The organism is Xanthomonas massiliensis, from assembly GCF_900018785.1.
GTDB classification, from domain to species: Bacteria; Pseudomonadota; Gammaproteobacteria; order Xanthomonadales; family Xanthomonadaceae; genus Xanthomonas_B; species Xanthomonas_B massiliensis.
Genome location: NZ_FCOY01000004.1, coordinates 102,526 through 119,841, shown reverse-complemented (window position 1 = coordinate 119,841; position 17,316 = coordinate 102,526). Strand labels below are relative to the sequence as shown.

Genomic DNA, 17,316 nt, shown 5'->3' with positions numbered 1-17,316 from the left:
TAATGTGTAAGAAAGAAGGGCTACGCAAAATCAGCATCACTCCCACCCGGCAGACCCAGGAGATGGCCAATACTTATGGAGAAAAAATAATCGCGCGATTTCATGCAGAAAAATCAGGATCCAAAGGTCGATATTGGCCAATGTGGCTCTCAAATTTCTGCGATTTGACTGCTGCGTTCGAGTCCGTTCGGATCGAACGCACGGGCGATGGGAGAGCAGACAAGGAGAGGTTATGCCATGAATTGGATGAAGCTATTGAGGAACAGATACATAAATATGCACTTCAGTGGGCACTCTCCAAAGAGGGCGGCACCCCTGTAATACAATTCTCCAAAGGGATCCCAAAGAAAAAGAGAGCCACAAAAAACAGGAGATCAATTCCCGGTGAAGGACAAAATGACGAGAATTCATCTGAGTCACTTACTGATGGACTGACCACGCCAAGCCCATCATTTTGCAGGGACCATAACCCAAGCAGAAGCAATGCATCCAAAAAGCTATACGGCAAGGATCGCGCGCTCCAAACTGAATTTGAAAATGAGATTTTTCGAATAAATTCAGAGTGTCTACGGCCAGGCTCAGAATTTTTCCTGCGTTTCCGCCCATGGAGCCCCAGCGATCACGGGGAAATCAGGAAAATAGCCTACGAAAACATCCACCACGGGTGTAATCCAACAAAGACGATCGACTTGATCCGAGAGCTGCAAGCCAGCGGAATTTATTCAGTGAAGATCATAGCCGAGAAACTCAACATGACACGCCAAGCGGTCTACAAAGCCCTTGCAAAAGCCGAAGGCCGCTATCCAGGACCGAATAACCCCCCTATCGGCAATAACTGAGCCGCTTCGAACATGATGGTTATCCGCGCGATGACCTTCCAAATGGAGCAACCGCGTCGAGGCGCGTCACCAAGTCCTCTGCCCGCAGATGCGTATAGCGCTTCAGCATCTGCATCGACTTGTGCCCACTGATCGCCGCGACCTCTTGGTCGGACAGGCCCATTTCCACGAAACGACTGACCGCTTCGTGACGCAGATCGTGAAAGTGCAGATCGGCCATGCCGCACTCGCGCTTGATCGCCAGCCAAGTGGGGTTGAACTGATAAGGACGGCGCTTGCCGTCGCGGCCGGGCTCACCGAAGAACAACAGGTCGGTATCGATGGGGCGTACCGGGTTGTCCAAGGCCATTCGCAGGATACGCACGGCCTCCATGGTCAGTGGAACGGTACGGGATGTGCCGTTCTTGGTTTGCTGGAGGCGCACGATACGGCGCGTCAGATCCACCTGATGGCGTTTCAGTCCCAACAGTTCGGAGGCACGCATGCCCGTCTGTAGCGCCAAGCGGACGATCCAGCCAAGCATGGGATTGGAATGAGCATCCACTGCCGCCAGCAGGCGCCCTTCCTCGTCCACTGCCAAACGGCGATCCCGGCCGGCACCAGGTGGTGGCCGACGGATGCTTTGGACGGGATTGAAGCTGAGTCCCAGCCCCCATTCCTTCAGCGCCACGGTGAACATGTGACCGAGTAAGGCCAGTTCCAAGCGCACGGTGTTGTTGCTGCGTGGCCGGCGCTGCCCATCCTTACCGATGTCGCCGGCAAGGCGCTCATCCCGATAATTGGCGACGATGTCCGGCGTGACGGTCGCCAGCGAATAGCGGCCCAAGTGCTTGATCAGCACCTCGGCCCGGCGCACTTCATTGAGCTGGGTGACCGACCGCTTGGCCGGCGTGACTTCCGCCAGGTAACGCCGCAATGCGGCTTCAATAGTGGTGCGCTCTGAACCGGCACGGCGGATGTAGACACCGCGCACCATCTCATCCTCGGTGCGGCGAGCCCAATCCTCTGCATCACGCTTGGTGCGGAAGGTCTTGATAGTAACGGGCCATCCGGTCTTGCGGATGAGGGCTTTCCACGTGCCAGAGGCGGTCTTTGCGATGGTCGCCATGTAAGGTCTCCTGTTCCGGAGTGTACCGGAAGTGTACCGATGGCTGTTTTCGCACACCTCAACAACGGATTAAAACAACTTAAGTTGTTGATTTTATTGGTGGGCCCACCAGGATTCGAACCTGGAACCAAAGGATTATGAGTCCTCTGCTCTAACCGTTGAGCTATAGGCCCGCAAGGGGCGCAAGTGTAGTGGAACCCGGACGACGGCGGCCAGTTGGCGGCGCCAAGAAAAAAGCCCCGCCGGCACGGCGGGGCTTTCGCGGCATGCCGCCATCGCGCGGGGCGACGGTCAGTCGATGTCCAGGAACGAGCGCAGCTGCTCGGAGCGGCTCGGGTGGCGCAGCTTGCGCAGCGCCTTGGCCTCGATCTGGCGGATACGCTCGCGGGTGACGTCGAACTGCTTGCCGACCTCTTCCAGGGTGTGGTCGGTATTCATGTCGATGCCGAAGCGCATGCGCAGCACCTTGGCCTCGCGCGGGGTCAGCCCGGCCAGCACCTCGCGCACCGTCTCCATCAGGTTGGTGTTGGTGGTGGCCTCGATCGGGGACTCCACGTTGGTGTCCTCGATGAAGTCGCCCAGGTGCGAGTCCTCGTCGTCGCCGATCGGGGTCTCCATCGAGATCGGCTCCTTGGCGATCTTCATCACCTTGCGGATCTTGTCCTCGGGCATGTCCATTTCCTTGGCCAGCTCCTCCGGGGTGGCCTCGCGGCCGTACTGCTGGAGCATCTGCCGGGAAATGCGGTTGAGCTTGTTGATCGTCTCGATCATGTGCACCGGGATGCGGATGGTGCGCGCCTGGTCGGCGATCGAGCGGGTGATCGCCTGGCGGATCCACCAGGTGGCGTAGGTCGAGAACTTGTAGCCGCGGCGGTACTCGAACTTGTCCACCGCCTTCATCAGGCCGATGTTGCCCTCCTGGATCAGATCCAGGAACTGCAGGCCGCGGTTGGTGTACTTCTTGGCGATGGAGATCACCAGGCGCAGGTTGGCCTCGACCATCTCCTTCTTGGCCTTGCGCGCCTTGGCCTCGCCATAGGCCATGGCGCGGTTGATGTCCTTGATCTCGGCCAGGGTCAGGTAGTTGGCTTTCTCCAGGTCGATGATCGACTGCTGCTCGCCCACGATCTGATCCTTGACCTCGCGCAGCGAGGAGGACCACTTCTGCTTGCGCTTGAGCGCGTCGTCCACCCACTCCAGGTTGGTCTGGTTGCCTTCCCAGGTCCGCAGGAAATCCTTGCGCGGCATGCCGGCCACCGCCGTGGCCAGGTGCAGCGCCTTGCGCTCGCGCTCCTTGATCTCGGTCATCACGTCGCGCAGCTGCCTGACCAGCTCGTCGGTCAGCGGCAGCGGCAGCTTCAGGGTGACGAACACGTCGGCCATGTCCTGGCGCAGCTTGGCCACGCTCTTGTTCTCGGAGCCGTGCTTGGCCTGGGCCTTCTTGAACTTGGCGAGCAGGTCGGCCAGCGACTCCATGCGCGCCGCCACCTCGGCCGGGTCCGGGCCGGTCGGACCGGTGTCCTCGTCGCTGGCAACGTCGTCCTCGTCCTCGTCGGCGTCCTCCTCGACTTCGGCATCCGCCTCGCCTTCGTCGACGGCCGCGGCCACGACCGGGGCCGGCTCCTCCTCGACCAGGTCGTTGAAGCCGACCACCACTTCCGGCAGGCGCTTCTTGCCTTCCTTGTGCAGCTCGAAGTCGGCGAGCAGGCGCTCGACCGAGGCCGGGAACGTGCCCAGCGCGGCCTGCACCTGGCCCAGGCCTTCCTCGATGCGCTTGGCGATGGCGATCTCGCCCTCGCGGGTCAGCAGCTCGACCGTGCCCATCTCGCGCATGTACATGCGCACCGGGTCGGTGGTGCGGCCACCCTCGGTGTCGAGCGCGGTCAGCGCGGCGGCGGCTTCCTCGGCGGCGGTGTCGTCGACCTCGCGGTTGCCGGTGTTGCCGTCGTTGAGCAGCAGGGTCTCGGCGTCGGGGGCGACTTCATGGACATCGATGCCCATGCCGTTGATCATGCCGATGATGTCTTCGATCTGCTCCGGATCGACGATGTCGTCGGGCAGATGGTCGTTTACCTCGGCATACGTCAGGTAGCCCTGTTCCAGGCCCTTGCTGATCAGTTGCTTGATTTCGGATTGGGCAGGACGTTCGTTGGCCATGGATGCTCGCGCCACCGGCGGTTGGGATAAAGAGAACCTAGCATTATACCAGCCGGGCCGCCTTCCGTTCCCGGCGGGGTACCGCTCAGGTCTTCAGCAGGAAGGTGACCGGGCCATCGTTGACCAGGCTCACCAGCATATGGGCACCGAAACGGCCCGTTTCCACCCCGCCGCCGTGCTTTTCCCGGCACAGCGCGACCAGACGGTTGAACAGGCGTTCAGCCGCCGGCGGCGCGGCGGCAGTGCTGAAGCCGGGCCGCATGCCCGAGGACGTGTCCGCGGCCAGGGTGAACTGGCTGACCAGCAGCAGGCCGCCGCCGGCCTGGGCCAGCGAGCGGTTCATGCGCCCGGTCTCGTCGGCGAACACGCGGTAGCCCAGCAGCCGCTCGGCCATGCGCTGCACCTGGGTCTCGCCGTCGTCCGGCTGCACCCCCACCAGCGCCAGCAGGCCCGGGCCGATGGCGCCGACCGGGCTTCCCTCGACCTCGACGCGGGCATGGGTGACGCGCTGGATCAACGACAGCATGGACGGCTCCTGGCGGCGGCGGACCGCGCGGTTATAGCCGTTAAACTTCGCCGATGAAACCGGAATCCACCGCGGGCCTGCTGTACCGCCTGGCTTGGCTGTTCGCCCGCCTGCCATGGCCGCTGCTGGCCGCGCTGGCCGATGCGCTGGCCTGGCTGTGGCGGGCGATCGACGCCCGCGAGAGCCGGGTGACCCGGCGCAACCTGGAACTGGCCTATCCGCAACTGGCGCCCGCCGAGCGCGAGGCGCTGCGCCGTGCCGTGCTGCGCTCCACCGCCCGCCAGGCGATGGAGACGCTGCGCCTGTGGTCGCGGCCGCCGGCCTGGAACCTGGCCCACTGCCTGGTCGAGCGCCACGGCCAGGCGGTGTACGACGCCGCGCTGGCCGCCGGGCGCGGGGTGATCGTGGCCGCGCCGCACTTCGGCAACTGGGAGCTGCTCAACCAGTGGCTGTCCGAACGCGGCCCGGTGACCATCGTCTACAAGGCGCCGGCCTCGCCGGTGGGCGATGCCTTCCTGCGCCGCGTGCGCGGCGCGGCCGCGAACATCCACCAGGTGCGCGCCGAGGGACCGGCGGTGCGGCAGCTGTTCAAGGCGGTCAGGGCCGGCGGCGCGGTGGGCATCCTGCCCGACCAGCAGCCCAAGGCCGGCGACGGCGTGTTCGTGCCGTTCTTCGGCGTGCAGGCGCTGACCATGACCCTGCTCACCCGCCTGGCCCAGCATACCGGCGCCACCGTGCTGCTGGCCTGGTGCGAACGGATCGGGCCGATGCGCTTCGCCCTGCACGTGGAGCCGGCGCCGGCGGCGATGCTGGACCCGGACCTGGATACCGCCGTGGCCGCGCTCAGCGCGCAGATCGAGCGCATCGCCCGGCGCGATCCCGCCCAGTACCAGTGGACCTACAAGCGCTATACGTTGCGCCCGCCCGGCAGCGGCGAAGCCAATCCCTACGCCACCGCCCGCCATCCCCACTGAAGCGGCCGGCACGCAGTTTCCCGGCCGCGGGGTTTGGCCGATCCGCCGCCTGCCACGACAATGGCATGCCGGACGCATCGCCTTGCGGCCGGCCGCTCCCGTCGCCATCTGGTGTTCCATGTCCGTCGATCCATCCCCGCACACGCCCGATTCCCCCTTCGGCATTCCCGCCGCGATCCGCTGCGAGCGCGCGGTATCCGAGCTGCGCGCGGGGCGGCCGGTGCTGCTGGACGACGGCACCGGCACGCGCCGGGCGGTGATGGCGCTGGACAGCACCAGCCCGCAGGGCTACGCCGCCTTCGCCCGCGCCGCCGGCGGCCGCCACTACCTGTTCCTGACCGCGGTCCGCGCCGGCACGCTGGGCCTGCAGGCGCCCGAGGGCGCGCGCATCGCCCTGGCCGGGCGCGACCTGCCCGACCTGGCCGGCCTGGCCTATCGCCGCGATGGCCTCGCCCCAACCGAATGGCAGCCCGGCGACGTGCTCGACCGCGCCGCGGCCGAACTGGCGCGGCTGGGCCTGCTGCTGCCGGCGGTGCTCGAGGCGGACGTCGCGGCCGGCGATGCCTTCGAGGGCTGCAGCCGCCTGACCCTGGACGAGCTGGCCGAAGGCGGCGCCAGTGCCACGCGCAGCTACGAGATTGTCGCGCGCGCGCCGGTGCCGCTGCGCGAAGCCGGCCCGGCCGAGTTCGTGGTGTTCCGTGGCGGCGTGGCCCAGCGCGACCAGGTCGCGGTGGTGGTCGGCCAACCGGATCCGTCGCGCCCGGTGCCGGTGCGCGTGCATTCCTCGTGCCTGACCGGCGACCTGTTCGGCTCACTCAAGTGCGACTGCGGCGACCAGTTGCGCAACGCCCTGGTGGCGCTGCGCGCGCTGGGCGGCGGCGTGCTGGTGTATCTGGACCAGGAGGGCCGCGGCACCGGCATCGCCTCGAAGATGCGTGCCTACGGCTACCAGCACGACGGCCTGGACACCATCGATGCCGACGCCCAGCTCGGCTATGGCGCCGACGAGCGCCGCTACGGCGCCGCGGTGGCCATGCTGCGCGCCCTGGGCATCGCCCGGGTGCGGCTGCTGACCAACAATCCCTCCAAGGTCGAGCGCCTGCGTGCGGCCGGAATCGACGTGGTCGAGCGGATCCCGGTCACCGGGCGCATCACTCATGAGAACGAGCAGTACCTGCGCACCAAGGCCGCACGCGCCGGCCACCAGCTGGACGTGGACGCGCTGCTGCACGGCTCGCACTGAGCCGTTGCGTCGCGACGCGGGGCACGCATCCGCGGCACCCGTCGGCCGGAAGCCTGCCCTTGTGCGCCGGCGGCGCGCGCTCAGGGCGTCGCGCCGGTCGCGGATCCCCGTCCGGACGAGAATCCGGACGGGAACACCGCGCCGTCACGCATCCACCGCGGAATGCGACGCCGACCGGCGGGTGGCCCGGGCACGGCGAGGCGATCCCCATCCCGATCCGGACGATCCCGACTCCCGGCAAGCGCGCTCCGCCCCGACCGGGTGGAAGCGATACACGCCAGCGCCACGCGGCGCGGTCCCGGCCGCCACGCCGGCACCGTCACCGCGCCCCCGGCCCCCAGTAGCCCAGCTCGCGGCGGATCTGCAGGCGCCGCCACAGGGCGCCCGGCGGCTTGCGGCGCAGGCGCGCGGCGCCCCCGGCGGCGATGAACGCCTCGGTGGCCGCGATCACCCGCTCCGACGAGCGGCCGTCGCGGTACGGATGGATCCAGTCGGCATAGCGCACGATCTCGGCCATCAGCGCCGGCTCCGGCGCCAGCGCGCGCGCCAGCATCGCCGGCAGCAGCGCCGGATCGGCGAAATCGATCATGTGCGGCTGCGGCACGCGGTTGCGGAAGGTCACCACCGGTTTGTGCTGGACCACGAACTCGGACACGATCGAGGAGGTGTCCGAGACCAGCACGTCGGCGGCGCGCTGCGCGGCCATCACCTGCTCGGGCTCGACGAAACGCGCGTTCGTGCCGGCCAGCGCGCGGTAGCGGTCGAACAGTTCCGGCGCGCACTTGGGATGCAGGGTCAGCAGCCAGTAGCGTTCGCCGCGGGCGATGTCGGCGGCGATCTCCTCGTACAGCACCGGCGCGGCGCTGAGGCGCTCGGTGAAGGTCGAGCCGAACAGGATCACCGGCCGCCCCGCGGCCGGGGCGCGCAGCGCCGCGCTGGCGCCGCCGTCGTCGCGGAACAGCGGGTCGAGCTTGGGCCAGCCGGTCTCGGTGACCGCGAAATGCCCATCCTCGGCGGCCAGGGCCTGGAACGGCGCGGTGGTGGCCGGTCCCTGCGTGCAGTACAGGTCGAACAGGCCGCGCACGCGGAAGTGGCCGCGGCCGTCCGCACGCTTCTGCACGTTGAAGCCATGGAACAGCTGCACCTTGACGCCGGACACGAAGGTCGGCACCCAGTTGGCCGCGCTCAGCACCGCGCGCGGCCGCATCGCCAGCGCCTGGCGCAGGCCGATGCCTTCCACGCCGTCCAGGCGCGCGCCGGCGGCGCCGCCTTCGAACCACGCCGCCACCGGCTGGCCGGCGGCGTGCAGGGCGCGGGCCACTGGCGCCAGAATAGGCAGCGCATAACGCTCCGTCGCGAACAGCAGGTACCCGGCCATCGACACTCCATCCTCAACGACCGCCCGCGGCGAACGGCCTTGCGTCTCGGCCTGCATTATCGCGTTCAACGAAGCCGATCGCATCGGCGATTGCCTGCGCTCGCTGGACTTCTGCGACGAGATCGTCGTGGTCGATTCGGGCTCCACCGACGCCACCCCGTCCATCGCCGCCACCTTCGGCGCCACCGTGCTGCACCGCCCCTTCGACGGCTACCGCAGCCAGAAGGCCTTCGCCGTGGCCCAGGCCGGCCACGACTGGGTGCTGTGCCTGGACGCGGACGAGCGCATCGACGACACCCTGCGCGCGGCGATCCTGCGGGCCCGCGACGGCGGTTTCGCCGGCGCTGCCGGCTACCGCTTCGCGCGCCTGTCGGACTACTTCGGCAGGTTCCTGCGCCATGGCAACGCCTATCCCGACCGGGTGCTGCGCCTGTTCGACCGCCGGCGCGGCGGCTGGCGCGGCAGCCGCGAGATCCACGAGGCGGCCCGCGTGGACGGCCCGGTGCGCGACCTGCCCGGCGACCTGCTGCACTTCCCCTACCGCTCCCTGCAGCAGCAGCTGGCCAAGACCGAGCGCTACGCGCGGATGATGGCCGAGCACGACTTCGCCCGCGGCCGGCGCGCCACCTGGGGCAAGCTGGTGCTGGCGCCGGCCTGGCGCTTCTGGCGCGGCTACGTGTTCCGTCTCGGTTTCCTGGACGGCTGGCGCGGGCTGGTCTATGCCTACGTGCGCGCCAACTACGTGCGCCAGAAGGCGATCATGCTGTGGCTGCTCCAGCACGGCCAGCCGGTGTCCGACCCGGTGCGCGGGTGAGCGCGGCGCGCTGCATCGCCTGCAGCGACAGGCCGGCCAGCACGCCGACCGCGACGCTGTAGAAGCTGGCCGCGAGCTGGTGGGCGAACATCGACTGGGTCAGCCCGCACAGCGCGAACACCGCCACCAGCATCAGCCCGGCCGGCGCGGTGCCGCGGACCCCCCGCCACGGGCCGCGCCGCCAGGCGCGCAGGAACCACACCAACGGCACCGCGTACACCAGCACCAGCAGCGCCGCGCCCGGAAGGCCCTGCGTGGCGCCCCACTCGGCCAGGTCGTTGTGGGCATGCCCCAGGTGGCAGCGCGCGACCTGCGGCAACCTGCATTCGGGCACGTAGCGCTGCATGGCGCTGTCGAACTGGCCGATGCCCACCCCGGTCAGCGGATGGTCGAGCACGGTCCTGCCGGCCACCTGCAGGCGTTCCAGGCGTGCGCCGGTGGAGGAGTTATCGTCGCCCCGCTCCAGGCGCGACATGTCCTGGCGCAGCTCGGTGATGCGCGCCTGCCGCGCCAGGTCGGGCACGCCCACCAGCAGGGCCGTCGCCAGCGCCACCGCACCGACCAGCAGCCCCAGGCGCACCGCCAGGGTCCGCCAGGGCGCGGTGCACACCATCACCACCAGCAGCAGCGCCATCGCGGGCAGGGCCCCGCGGCTGCCGCTGAGGACGATCGTCGCCAGTGCCGCGACCAGGGTCGCCAGGCGGATGCGCGGGGCATCGGCGACCAGCAGGGCCGCGAGCACGGCCAGGCCCACGGTGACGTCGGCGAACACGATCGCGTTGTTCCAGCCGTCGGCCCGCGGCATGCCCAGCGCGAGCACCTGCACCAGCGCCACCCCCAGGGCGGCCCAGATGCCGGCGACCGCACCACGCCACAACCAGCGCGGATCCGGCGCCAGCGCGCAGGCCCACAACGCCGCCCACGGCAGGGCCAGGAAGCGCGTGCGCTTTTCCACCACGTGCAGGCCCAGGTCCCATCGCCAGGACGAGAACAGCGCCAGCACGACCACCGCCACGGACAGCCACAGGGTCCAGCGCAGGGCGCGCCGCTGCGGCGGGGCGATCCGCCACAGCGACCGTGCCGTCGCCACGCTGGTGCCCAGCAGCAGCGCCCCGAACGGCAACATGCCGCTGGGCATGGACACCGCGCACAGGCCGAACAGGAACAGGGCCAGCGAAGCGATTACCTGCGATTTGCCTTGCCATGGCCATGCCTGGCCGGTCGTGGGGAGCTGCGCGGTCGTCATGGGCCGCATTGTCCCGGCTGTCCCCCCAACGCCGCCTCAATCGCGGCACCGCCGGGCATCACCCCGGCGGCCTGCAAGGCGCCTTCCAGACGCAGGCGGAACTGCCGGTCATGCTCGAGGAAGAACGCCCTGGCGGCGGCGGAAAGCGCGCCGATCCGCGCCTCGTCCAGCGCCAGCGCACGCTCGATCGTACGCTCAAGCGCCGCGGCCTCCACGCGATAGCGCACGCCGAGGTTGTCGGCGGCCTGGCCCTCGACCGGGATCAGCAGCCCGCGCTGCGGCGTGACCAGCTCGTTCATCGGTGCCCCGTCGGTGGCCAGCACGATCGCGCCGGCACCGAGGGCCTCCATCAGGTAATGGCCGAAGCCCTCCACCCGCGAGGGGCACAGGTGGAACAGGTGGCTGTTCTGCAGGGTGCGCAGGAGCGAAGCCGGCATGTAGCCGGTGTGCTGCTCGACGTTGGGCAGGTCCACCGCCACCGCCTTGCGTGCGTCCTGCACCACGGTCAGCGGCGGCCACTCCGGATGCCGCGCCCACAGCTGCAACACCAGGTCGGTGTTCTTGGCCGAGCTGTGGCCGGCCAGGTGGAAGAAGCGGCGCTGCCGCGGCACCTGCGGCTCGTAGGGATCCTGGCTGGTGAAGCCGACGTAGCGGCAGGGACGGCCGAACGGCGCGAAGACGCTCTCGGCCTGGTGGCTCTTGCACCACACCGCATCGAAACGCGGCAGCCAGCGCGCCCAGCGCGGCTGGAACCATTCCGGATTGGGCACCAGCACGTTGCGGCGCCCCGCGGCCAGGCAGGACGGATAGACCCGTTCCAGGAAGATCTGCAGCTCCGCCGGCCGCTGCAGGCGCGGGCGCAGGCCCTGCAGCCACACCCGCGCGGCGCCGCTGCCGAATCCCAGCACCTGCACCTGCGCCTGGGGGCGCAGGCGGCGCAACGCCTCGGCCATCAATGCCAGGTCCTGGCTCAGGCCGACACCGTTGTCGCGGCTGATCAGGCGGATCAGGGGCACGCGCGGCCTCCCGGGCCAGCGCCGGCATGGCCGTGGTGTGTCCTTCCCTCCGTGGACCGGGCCGGCTTCGACATGCACCGATGATAGCGGTCAGTCGCGACGCCGCAGCCGCGCATAGAAGAAGCCGTCGGCGGCCTGCTCCCCGGTCAGGCGCTGGCGGCCCGCGCCGGAGGCGTGGCCGAACGCCGGCGCCAGCGGCTCGGGCTCGGCATCGGGCGTGCGGGCGAGGAAGGCCTGCACCTGGCCGGCGTTCTCGCGCGGCAGCAGCGAGCAGGTGGAATACAGCAGCACGCCGCCGGGCCGCAGCACCTGCCAGGCGGCATCGAGCAGGCGCGCCTGCAGCGCGGTCAGCGCGTCCAGGTCCGAGGCGCGCCGGTGCAGCAGCACGTCCGGCTGGCGCCGCACCACGCCGGTGGCCGAGCACGGCGCATCCAGCAGTACCGCATCGAAGGGCACGCCGTCCCACCACGCCCGCGGCGTCCCGGCATCGGCGGCCACCAGCCGTTCCGCGGCCGTGCCGGTGCGCGACAGGGTCTCGGCCACCCGCTGCAGGCGGCGCGCATCCACGTCCAGCGCGGTCAGGCGCAGCGAGGGATCGCGCTCGAGCAGGTGCGCCGCCTTGCCGCCCGGGGCGGCGCAGGCGTCGAGCACGCGCGCACCGCGCCCGGGAGCCAGCGCATCGGCCACCTGCTGCGCCGAGCCGTCCTGGACCGAGACCCGCCCCTCGGCGAAGCCGGGCAGCGCCGCCACGGCCACCGGCACGTCGAGCAGCACGGCATCGGCGAAGCCGTCCACGCAGCGGCCCGCCACGCCGGCCTGCGCCAGCGCCTGCACGTAGTCCGCGGGCGTGGCCAGGCGCCGGTTGACGCGCAACCACATCGGCGCGGGCAGGGCGCTGGCCCGGAACACGTCCCCGGCCTGGGCCGGCCAGGCCTGGCCGATCTCCCGCACCAGCCAGGCCGGCCAGCCGGCTTCCGGCGGCAGCCCGGGCAGGCCCTCGCGCTGCAGGCGCCGCAGCACCGCGTTGACCAGGCCGGCCTGGCGGGTGCGGCCAAGCGCGCGCGCGGCCTCGACCGTGGCCGACAGCGCCGCGTGCGGCGCCAGGCCGAGACCGTCGAGCTGGGCGAATCCCGCCAGCAGCAGGCCGAGCAGGTCGGCATCGCCGCGGCCCGGCGGGCGCGACAGCCATTGCCTGAGCGCCGCGGCATAGGCGGCATGCCGGCGCACGCCGGCCAGGCAGATCGCCTCGGCCAGGGCGCGGTCGCGGGGATCGTCCAGCCGTGGCAGGGCGGCGGCCAGTTCGGCCTTCAGCGAACGCCCCTTGCCCACCACCGCGCCGAGCACGTGCGCGGCGGCCACGCGCACCGCAACGCCCGGTGCCAGCGGGGAAGTGGGCGCCATCATGGTCAACCGGCGACCGGCAGGTCGCGGCGGGCGTTGAGGTAGTCGGCCGCGGTGATCGTCCTGCCGCCGTCGCGCTGGACCGCGAGCAGGCGCAGCGCGCCGCGCCCGCAGGCGATGTCGATGCCGGCCCGGGAAGCGGCCAGCACCGTGCCGGGCGCCGCGCCGTCGTGTCCGGGAACCGCCACCGCGCCGTGGATGCGCAGGCGCTCGCCGGCCACCTCGGCCTCGGCCACCGGCCACGGATCGAAGGCGCGCACCTTGCGCGCCAGCACCTCGGCCGGCTGGCCCCAGTCCAGCCGGGCCTCGTGCTTGTCGAGCTTGTGGGCGTAGGTGACCCCGTCCTGCGGCTGCGGCACCGGCCGCGGCGCCAGGCCGGCGCGCAGCAGGCCCAGCCCGTCGGCGAGCACCTGCGCACCGAGCTCGGCCAGGCGATCGTGGAGCTGGCCGCCAGTCTCCTCGGCGTCGATGTCGGTGGTGATGGCCAGCAGCACCGGGCCGGTGTCCAGGCCGGCCTCCATCTGCATTAGGCACACGCCGGTCTCGGCATCGCCGGCCTCGATCGCGCGCTGGATCGGCGCGGCGCCGCGCCAGCGCGGCAACAGCGAGGCATGCACGTTCCAGCAGCCCTGGGTCGGGATGGCCAGCACCGCCCGGGGCAGGATCAGCCCGTAGGCGACCACCACCAGCAGGTCCGGCGCCAGCGCGCGTAACGCCTGCTGCGCCGCTTCGTCGCGCAGGGTCTGCGGCTGGTACACCGGGATGCCGCGGGCGACGGCCTCGCGCTTGACCGGCGAGGCGGCCAGGCCGCGGCCGCGGCCGGCCGGGCGGTCCGGCTGGGTGTAAACCGCCACCACCTCGTTGTGGCGGGCGGCCGCGCGCAGGGCGGGCACGGCGAAGTCGGGGGTACCGGCAAAGACGATTCTCATCGGCGCTCGGAAGTCGGGGGACCGGGCGACCGGTCGTGACGAAACGGCCGCCCGCCACGGGCTGCGGCGGACGGCCGGAGGAGGAGCGGACCGCCCCGGATCAGGCGACGTGCTTGCGCTGCTTGGCCAGCTTCTTGCGCACCATCTCGCGCTTGAGCGGGGACAGGTAGTCGATGAACAGCTTGCCTTCCAGGTGGTCGATCTCGTGCTGCACGCACACCGCCAGCAGGCCGTCGGTGGTCAGCTCCTGCGGCTGTCCCTGGCGGTCCAGGTAGCGCACGGTGATGGTGTCGGCGCGGGTCACGTCGGCGAAGATGCCGGGCACGGACAGGCAGCCCTCCTGGTAGACCTGGCCGCCCTGGCGCTCGACGATCTGCGGATTGATGAACACCCGCGGAGCGTCCTTCCCCTCGCTCACGTCGATGACCATGAAGCGCTTGTGCACGTCCACCTGGGTGGCGGCCAGGCCGATGCCCGGGGCTTCGTACATGGTCTGGAACATGTCGTCCAGCAGCTGCTGGAACGGCGCGCCGGTGATTTCGCCCGGCTCGACCAGTGCCGCGTGGGTGCGCAGGCGGGGGTCGGGAAATTCGAGAATGGGAAGAAGTGCCATGGTTCTCCCTCTATGGGGGCGCCGGCGTCTTCCGGCAAGGGTCTCAATTCTAGCGCGACCGCTTGTGCGGCCGGAGGTGTTGTGCACTATAGTGCGCCCACCTGTTGGGGAATCAGGCTGAATCCGCATGTTTAAACGACTCCGCACGGTCGTCGCCGTGGCGGCCCTGACCGTGGCGACCTACGCCGCGGCCACGACCGCCGGCGAGCACCCGGACACCTACGTGGTACGCAAGGGCGACACCCTGTGGGGCATCGCCGGCCGCTTCCTGGGCAAGCCCTGGCTGTGGCCGGAGATCTGGCAGGCCAATCCGCAGGTCGCCAACCCGCACCTGATCTATCCGGGCGACGTGCTCAGCCTGGCCTACCTGGACCGGGTCGCCAAGGGCGAGATCGCCCCCGGCCCGCGCCAGGAAGCGCCGATCGACGCCATTCCGCTGGCCGAGGTCGAGCCGTTCCTGAAGAACCTGAGCATCACCGACGAGAGCTTCCGCCAGCTGCCCTACGTGGTCGGCCTGGAGGACAACCGCCTGCGCGCCAGCGCCGGCCAGCTCGCCTACGTCGCCAACCTGCACGACGCCCGTCCCGGCCAGCGCTACGCCGTGGTGCGGCCCACCGTGCGCTACGCGCATCCGCGCCCGAACGAGGACCTGAACGCCGACGGCTCGCTCACGCCCGGCAGCGGCAACCTCTGGAAGTCCTTCATGGCCCCGGACGAGCGCCACGAGCTGCTCGGCTACGAGCTGGCCCAGGTCAACGTCGGCACCATCGTGCCGAGCGTGGGCGAAGGCCTGGACAGCGTCTCGCTGCGCCTGGAGGACAGCGGCCGCGAGGTCCGTGCCGGCGACCGCATCGTGCCGGTGCAGGCCCATCCCTACGACCTGCAGTTCATCCCGCACCCGCCCTCGGCGCAGGCCCTGGCGGCGGACGGGCGCGTGCTGGCCGTGGCCGACACCTTCACCTCCGGCGGCCCGCGCGACGTGATCGCCCTGTCCGTGGGCGCCCGCGACGGCGTGGACAACGGCACGGTGTTCTCGTTGTGGAACCAGAGCTCGTACGTCAACGACCGCGTCGGCCACCACCGGTTCTCGCGCGCCAACGCCGGCTACACGGCCGGCAGCGGCACGGTGAAGCTGCCGGAGGAATACGCGGCCCATGCGATGGTGTTCCGTACCTTCGACAAGGTCAGCTATGCCCTGGTGATGAAGGGCGTCAAGCCGGTCAAGGTCGGCTACCAGGGCCGCTCGCCGGACGACGCACCGTTGCCGCAGTGAGGCCGGAAATCCCCGACAGGTGAATGCGAGGGCGCCCGAGGGCGCCCTCGTCGCATCCGCGCCAGGCTCGGCCGGATGGAACCCGCCCTCGATCCCGGCCGCGACGACACCCACGCCCTGCTCGCCCTGGTCCTGGCCGGCGGGGCGGCCGCACCCCGCCTGCGTTTGCTGGAATGCCACGCCGCGCCGGCCGCCGCCTGGCGTGCCGGCCCCGCCGCCTGGCGCGAGGCCGGCCTGGACGCGCGCCAGATCGCCCGCCTGGGCACGCCGGACCGCGAACGCGCCGCCCTCGGGCGGGCGTGGCTGGACCTCCCCGGCCACCACCTGATCGGCTGGCGGGCACCGCAGTTCCCGCCGCTGCTGGCCGCCGCGCCGCAGCCGCCGCTGGCGCTGTTCGTCGAGGGCGACCCGGCGCTGCTGTGGCGGGCGCAGCTGGCGGTGGTCGGCGCCCGCGCCGCCACCGCCGGCGGCCTGGCCAACGCGCGTCTGTTCGCCCTCGCCTTCGCCCATACCGGATGGTGCGTGGCCAGCGGCATGGCCGCGGGCATCGATGCGGCCGCGCACCGCGCCGTGCTGGAGGCCGGGCATCCGACCGTGGCGGTGCTCGGCACCGGCCCGGACCTGGCCTATCCGCGCCACCATGCCGGCCTGCGCGAGGCGATCGCCGCCCACGGCGCGCTGGTCAGCGAGCACCCGCCCGGCACCGCCGCGCGCGCGGCGCACTTCCCGGCCCGCAACCGGATCCTGGCCGGCCTGGCGCTGGGCACCGTGGTGGTCGAGGCGGCGTTGCGCTCGGGCGCGCTGATCACCGCGCGGCTGGCCGCCGAGGCCGGGCGCGAGGTCTTCGCCCTGCCCGGCTCGATCCACAATCCCATGGCCCGCGGCTGCCACCGCCTGATCCGCGACGGGGTCGCCCTGGTGGAAACCCCGGACCAGGTGCTGGAGGACATGGCCGCCGCGTTAACGCGCTACGCCCCCGCCCGGCCCCATTCAGGGCGACGGAGCGGCGCCGCACGCCGCCGTTCCCGCCGCCGCGACGGCCGATCCCGACTACAACCGCTTGTGGTCGGCCCTCGGACACGACCCAACCGGTATGGACGAACTGGTCGGGCGCACCGGATTGACGCCCGCCCGGCTGTCCTCCATGCTGCTGGCCATGGAACTGGATGGAAAGGTGGCGGCCGCCCACGGGCGCTACCAGCGCGCACCCTAGTTTCTCCACCTCCACAGCGTCCGCGCGACGCAGGCCGAGGGGCAATGAAAGAGAGCATTCTGGACGTCCTGCTGTACCTGTTCGAACACTATTTCTCCGAGGACGCGGACCTGATCCGCGATCGCGACTCCCTCCAGAACGGCCTCATCCAGGCCGGCTTCAGCCCCGCGGAAATCAGCAAGGCCTTCGACTGGCTCGACGCGCTCGCCGAGCAGCGCCCGGAACTGGCCCCCGCGCGCGTGGACGGCCCGGTGCGGGTCTACCACGGCGCCGAGCTGGACCGCCTGGACACCGAATCGCGCGGGTTCCTGCTGTTCCTGGAGCAGCACGGCATCCTCTCGGCCGACCAGCGCGAGCTGGTGGTCGACCGCGCCATGGCCCTGGACCAGGACGAGCTGGACCTGGACGACCTGAAGTGGGTGGTGCTGATGGTGCTGTTCAACCAGCCCGGCGCCGAGGCCGCCTACGCCTGGATGGAAACCCAGATGTTCCTGGACGAGCCCGAGCCGGTCCATTGACCAGCCAGGCCGGGCATCGCCGGGCATCGCCGGGCCGCGCCGGTGCCCGCCGGCGTTGCCGCCGCCGC

General features: G+C 70.5%; 15 protein-coding genes, 1 tRNA gene and 1 pseudogene. 7 read left to right on the top strand and 10 right to left on the bottom strand.

The features are described from left to right. Window positions 1-2: 2 nt before the first annotated feature. Window positions 3-839, top strand: a complete 837-nt coding sequence (locus tag BN3794_RS16180) for a hypothetical protein (RefSeq protein WP_147675612.1) — start codon at window positions 3-5, stop codon at window positions 837-839. Window positions 840-858: 19 nt separating this feature from the next. Here the strand turns inward: BN3794_RS16180 and BN3794_RS01775 are convergent, their stop codons facing one another. The 4 genes from BN3794_RS01775 to dtd all read right to left on the bottom strand — a co-directional run bounded on the left by BN3794_RS01775 (window position 859) and on the right by dtd (window position 4,630). Further along, window positions 859-1,947 carry a site-specific integrase gene (locus BN3794_RS01775; protein ID WP_066092454.1) on the bottom strand — a complete coding sequence of 363 codons (1,089 nt, stop codon included), beginning with the start codon at window positions 1,945-1,947 and terminating at the stop codon, window positions 859-861. 97 nt (window positions 1,948-2,044) lie between these two features. Beyond that, window positions 2,045-2,120, bottom strand: a tRNA-Ile gene (locus BN3794_RS01770). A 118-nt stretch (window positions 2,121-2,238) separates the two neighbouring features. Next, on the bottom strand, window positions 2,239-4,104 hold the full coding sequence (gene rpoD / locus BN3794_RS01765; protein ID WP_066092451.1) for an RNA polymerase sigma factor RpoD: 1,866 nt from the start codon (window positions 4,102-4,104) through the stop codon (window positions 2,239-2,241). 85 nt (window positions 4,105-4,189) lie between these two features. Beyond that, window positions 4,190-4,630 carry a D-aminoacyl-tRNA deacylase gene (dtd, locus tag BN3794_RS01760; protein WP_066092448.1) on the bottom strand — a complete coding sequence of 147 codons (441 nt, stop codon included), beginning with the start codon at window positions 4,628-4,630 and terminating at the stop codon, window positions 4,190-4,192. Between the two features lie 53 nt (window positions 4,631-4,683). On the opposite strand from dtd, the gene BN3794_RS01755 reads away from it, so the two are divergent. Further along, window positions 4,684-5,604, top strand: a complete 921-nt coding sequence (locus tag BN3794_RS01755) for a lauroyl acyltransferase (protein ID WP_066092445.1) — start codon at window positions 4,684-4,686, stop codon at window positions 5,602-5,604. Window positions 5,605-5,722: 118 nt separating this feature from the next. Continuing rightward, window positions 5,723-6,847, top strand: a complete 1,125-nt coding sequence (gene ribA, locus BN3794_RS01750) for a GTP cyclohydrolase II RibA (protein WP_066092442.1) — start codon at window positions 5,723-5,725, stop codon at window positions 6,845-6,847. Between the two features lie 319 nt (window positions 6,848-7,166). Here the strand turns inward: ribA and BN3794_RS01745 are convergent, their stop codons facing one another. Continuing rightward, on the bottom strand, window positions 7,167-8,225 hold the full coding sequence (locus tag BN3794_RS01745) for a CDP-glycerol glycerophosphotransferase family protein (protein ID WP_066092439.1): 1,059 nt from the start codon (window positions 8,223-8,225) through the stop codon (window positions 7,167-7,169). Between BN3794_RS01745 and BN3794_RS01740 the strand changes: the two genes are divergently transcribed. Beyond that, on the top strand, window positions 8,224-9,039 hold the full coding sequence (locus tag BN3794_RS01740) for a glycosyltransferase family 2 protein (protein WP_066092436.1): 816 nt from the start codon (window positions 8,224-8,226) through the stop codon (window positions 9,037-9,039). The genes BN3794_RS01745 and BN3794_RS01740 overlap by 2 nt on opposite strands. Here BN3794_RS01740 and BN3794_RS01735 read toward each other — a convergent pair. The 5 genes from BN3794_RS01735 to def form a co-directional block, all read right to left on the bottom strand. Beyond that, on the bottom strand, window positions 8,984-10,285 hold the full coding sequence (locus tag BN3794_RS01735; protein ID WP_066092497.1) for an O-antigen ligase family protein: 1,302 nt from the start codon (window positions 10,283-10,285) through the stop codon (window positions 8,984-8,986). The two genes, BN3794_RS01740 and BN3794_RS01735, sit on opposite strands and share 56 nt — an antisense overlap. Further along, the gene (locus tag BN3794_RS01730) at window positions 10,282-11,301 is read right to left on the bottom strand and encodes a glycosyltransferase (RefSeq protein ID WP_078059520.1); all 1,020 of its coding nucleotides are present in this window, start codon (window positions 11,299-11,301) and stop codon (window positions 10,282-10,284) included. Before BN3794_RS01730 ends, BN3794_RS01735 begins: the two co-directional genes overlap by 4 nt. Window positions 11,302-11,391: 90 nt before the next feature. Next, a complete protein-coding gene (gene rsmB, locus BN3794_RS01725) occupies window positions 11,392-12,702 on the bottom strand; it encodes a 16S rRNA (cytosine(967)-C(5))-methyltransferase RsmB (RefSeq protein ID WP_425476683.1) in 1,311 nt (436 codons plus the stop codon). A 5-nt stretch (window positions 12,703-12,707) separates the two neighbouring features. After that, the gene (gene fmt / locus BN3794_RS01720) at window positions 12,708-13,631 is read right to left on the bottom strand and encodes a methionyl-tRNA formyltransferase (RefSeq protein WP_066092430.1); all 924 of its coding nucleotides are present in this window, start codon (window positions 13,629-13,631) and stop codon (window positions 12,708-12,710) included. A gap of 100 nt (window positions 13,632-13,731) precedes the next feature. Continuing rightward, complete coding sequence (gene def / locus BN3794_RS01715) at window positions 13,732-14,244, bottom strand: peptide deformylase (protein WP_066092427.1); 513 nt, start codon at window positions 14,242-14,244, stop codon at window positions 13,732-13,734. A gap of 127 nt (window positions 14,245-14,371) precedes the next feature. Between def and BN3794_RS01710 the strand changes: the two genes are divergently transcribed. The 3 genes and pseudogenes from BN3794_RS01710 to BN3794_RS01700 all read left to right on the top strand — a co-directional run bounded on the left by BN3794_RS01710 (window position 14,372) and on the right by BN3794_RS01700 (window position 17,248). After that, the gene (locus BN3794_RS01710; protein WP_066092423.1) at window positions 14,372-15,517 is read left to right on the top strand and encodes a LysM peptidoglycan-binding domain-containing protein; all 1,146 of its coding nucleotides are present in this window, start codon (window positions 14,372-14,374) and stop codon (window positions 15,515-15,517) included. Between the two features lie 75 nt (window positions 15,518-15,592). Continuing rightward, window positions 15,593-16,730: pseudogene (gene dprA, locus BN3794_RS01705) on the top strand (DNA-processing protein DprA). Window positions 16,731-16,774: 44 nt separating this feature from the next. After that, on the top strand, window positions 16,775-17,248 hold the full coding sequence (locus BN3794_RS01700; protein ID WP_066092420.1) for a DUF494 family protein: 474 nt from the start codon (window positions 16,775-16,777) through the stop codon (window positions 17,246-17,248). Window positions 17,249-17,316 lie beyond the last annotated feature (68 nt).

Coding starts and splice junctions, on each gene's coding strand:
- BN3794_RS16180 (WP_147675612.1), top strand. CDS start 3: ATGTGTAAGAAAGAAGGGCTACGCAAAATCAGCATCACTCCCACCCGG.
- BN3794_RS01775 (WP_066092454.1), bottom strand. CDS start 1,947: ATGGCGACCATCGCAAAGACCGCCTCTGGCACGTGGAAAGCCCTCATC.
- rpoD (WP_066092451.1), bottom strand. CDS start 4,104: ATGGCCAACGAACGTCCTGCCCAATCCGAAATCAAGCAACTGATCAGC.
- dtd (WP_066092448.1), bottom strand. CDS start 4,630: ATGCTGTCGTTGATCCAGCGCGTCACCCATGCCCGCGTCGAGGTCGAG.
- BN3794_RS01755 (WP_066092445.1), top strand. CDS start 4,684: ATGAAACCGGAATCCACCGCGGGCCTGCTGTACCGCCTGGCTTGGCTG.
- ribA (WP_066092442.1), top strand. CDS start 5,723: ATGTCCGTCGATCCATCCCCGCACACGCCCGATTCCCCCTTCGGCATT.
- BN3794_RS01745 (WP_066092439.1), bottom strand. CDS start 8,225: ATGGCCGGGTACCTGCTGTTCGCGACGGAGCGTTATGCGCTGCCTATT.
- BN3794_RS01735 (WP_066092497.1), bottom strand. CDS start 10,285: ATGACGACCGCGCAGCTCCCCACGACCGGCCAGGCATGGCCATGGCAA.
- rsmB (WP_425476683.1), bottom strand. CDS start 12,702: ATGGCGCCCACTTCCCCGCTGGCACCGGGCGTTGCGGTGCGCGTGGCC.
- fmt (WP_066092430.1), bottom strand. CDS start 13,631: ATGAGAATCGTCTTTGCCGGTACCCCCGACTTCGCCGTGCCCGCCCTG.
- def (WP_066092427.1), bottom strand. CDS start 14,244: ATGGCACTTCTTCCCATTCTCGAATTTCCCGACCCCCGCCTGCGCACC.
- BN3794_RS01710 (WP_066092423.1), top strand. CDS start 14,372: ATGTTTAAACGACTCCGCACGGTCGTCGCCGTGGCGGCCCTGACCGTG.
- BN3794_RS01700 (WP_066092420.1), top strand. CDS start 16,775: ATGAAAGAGAGCATTCTGGACGTCCTGCTGTACCTGTTCGAACACTAT.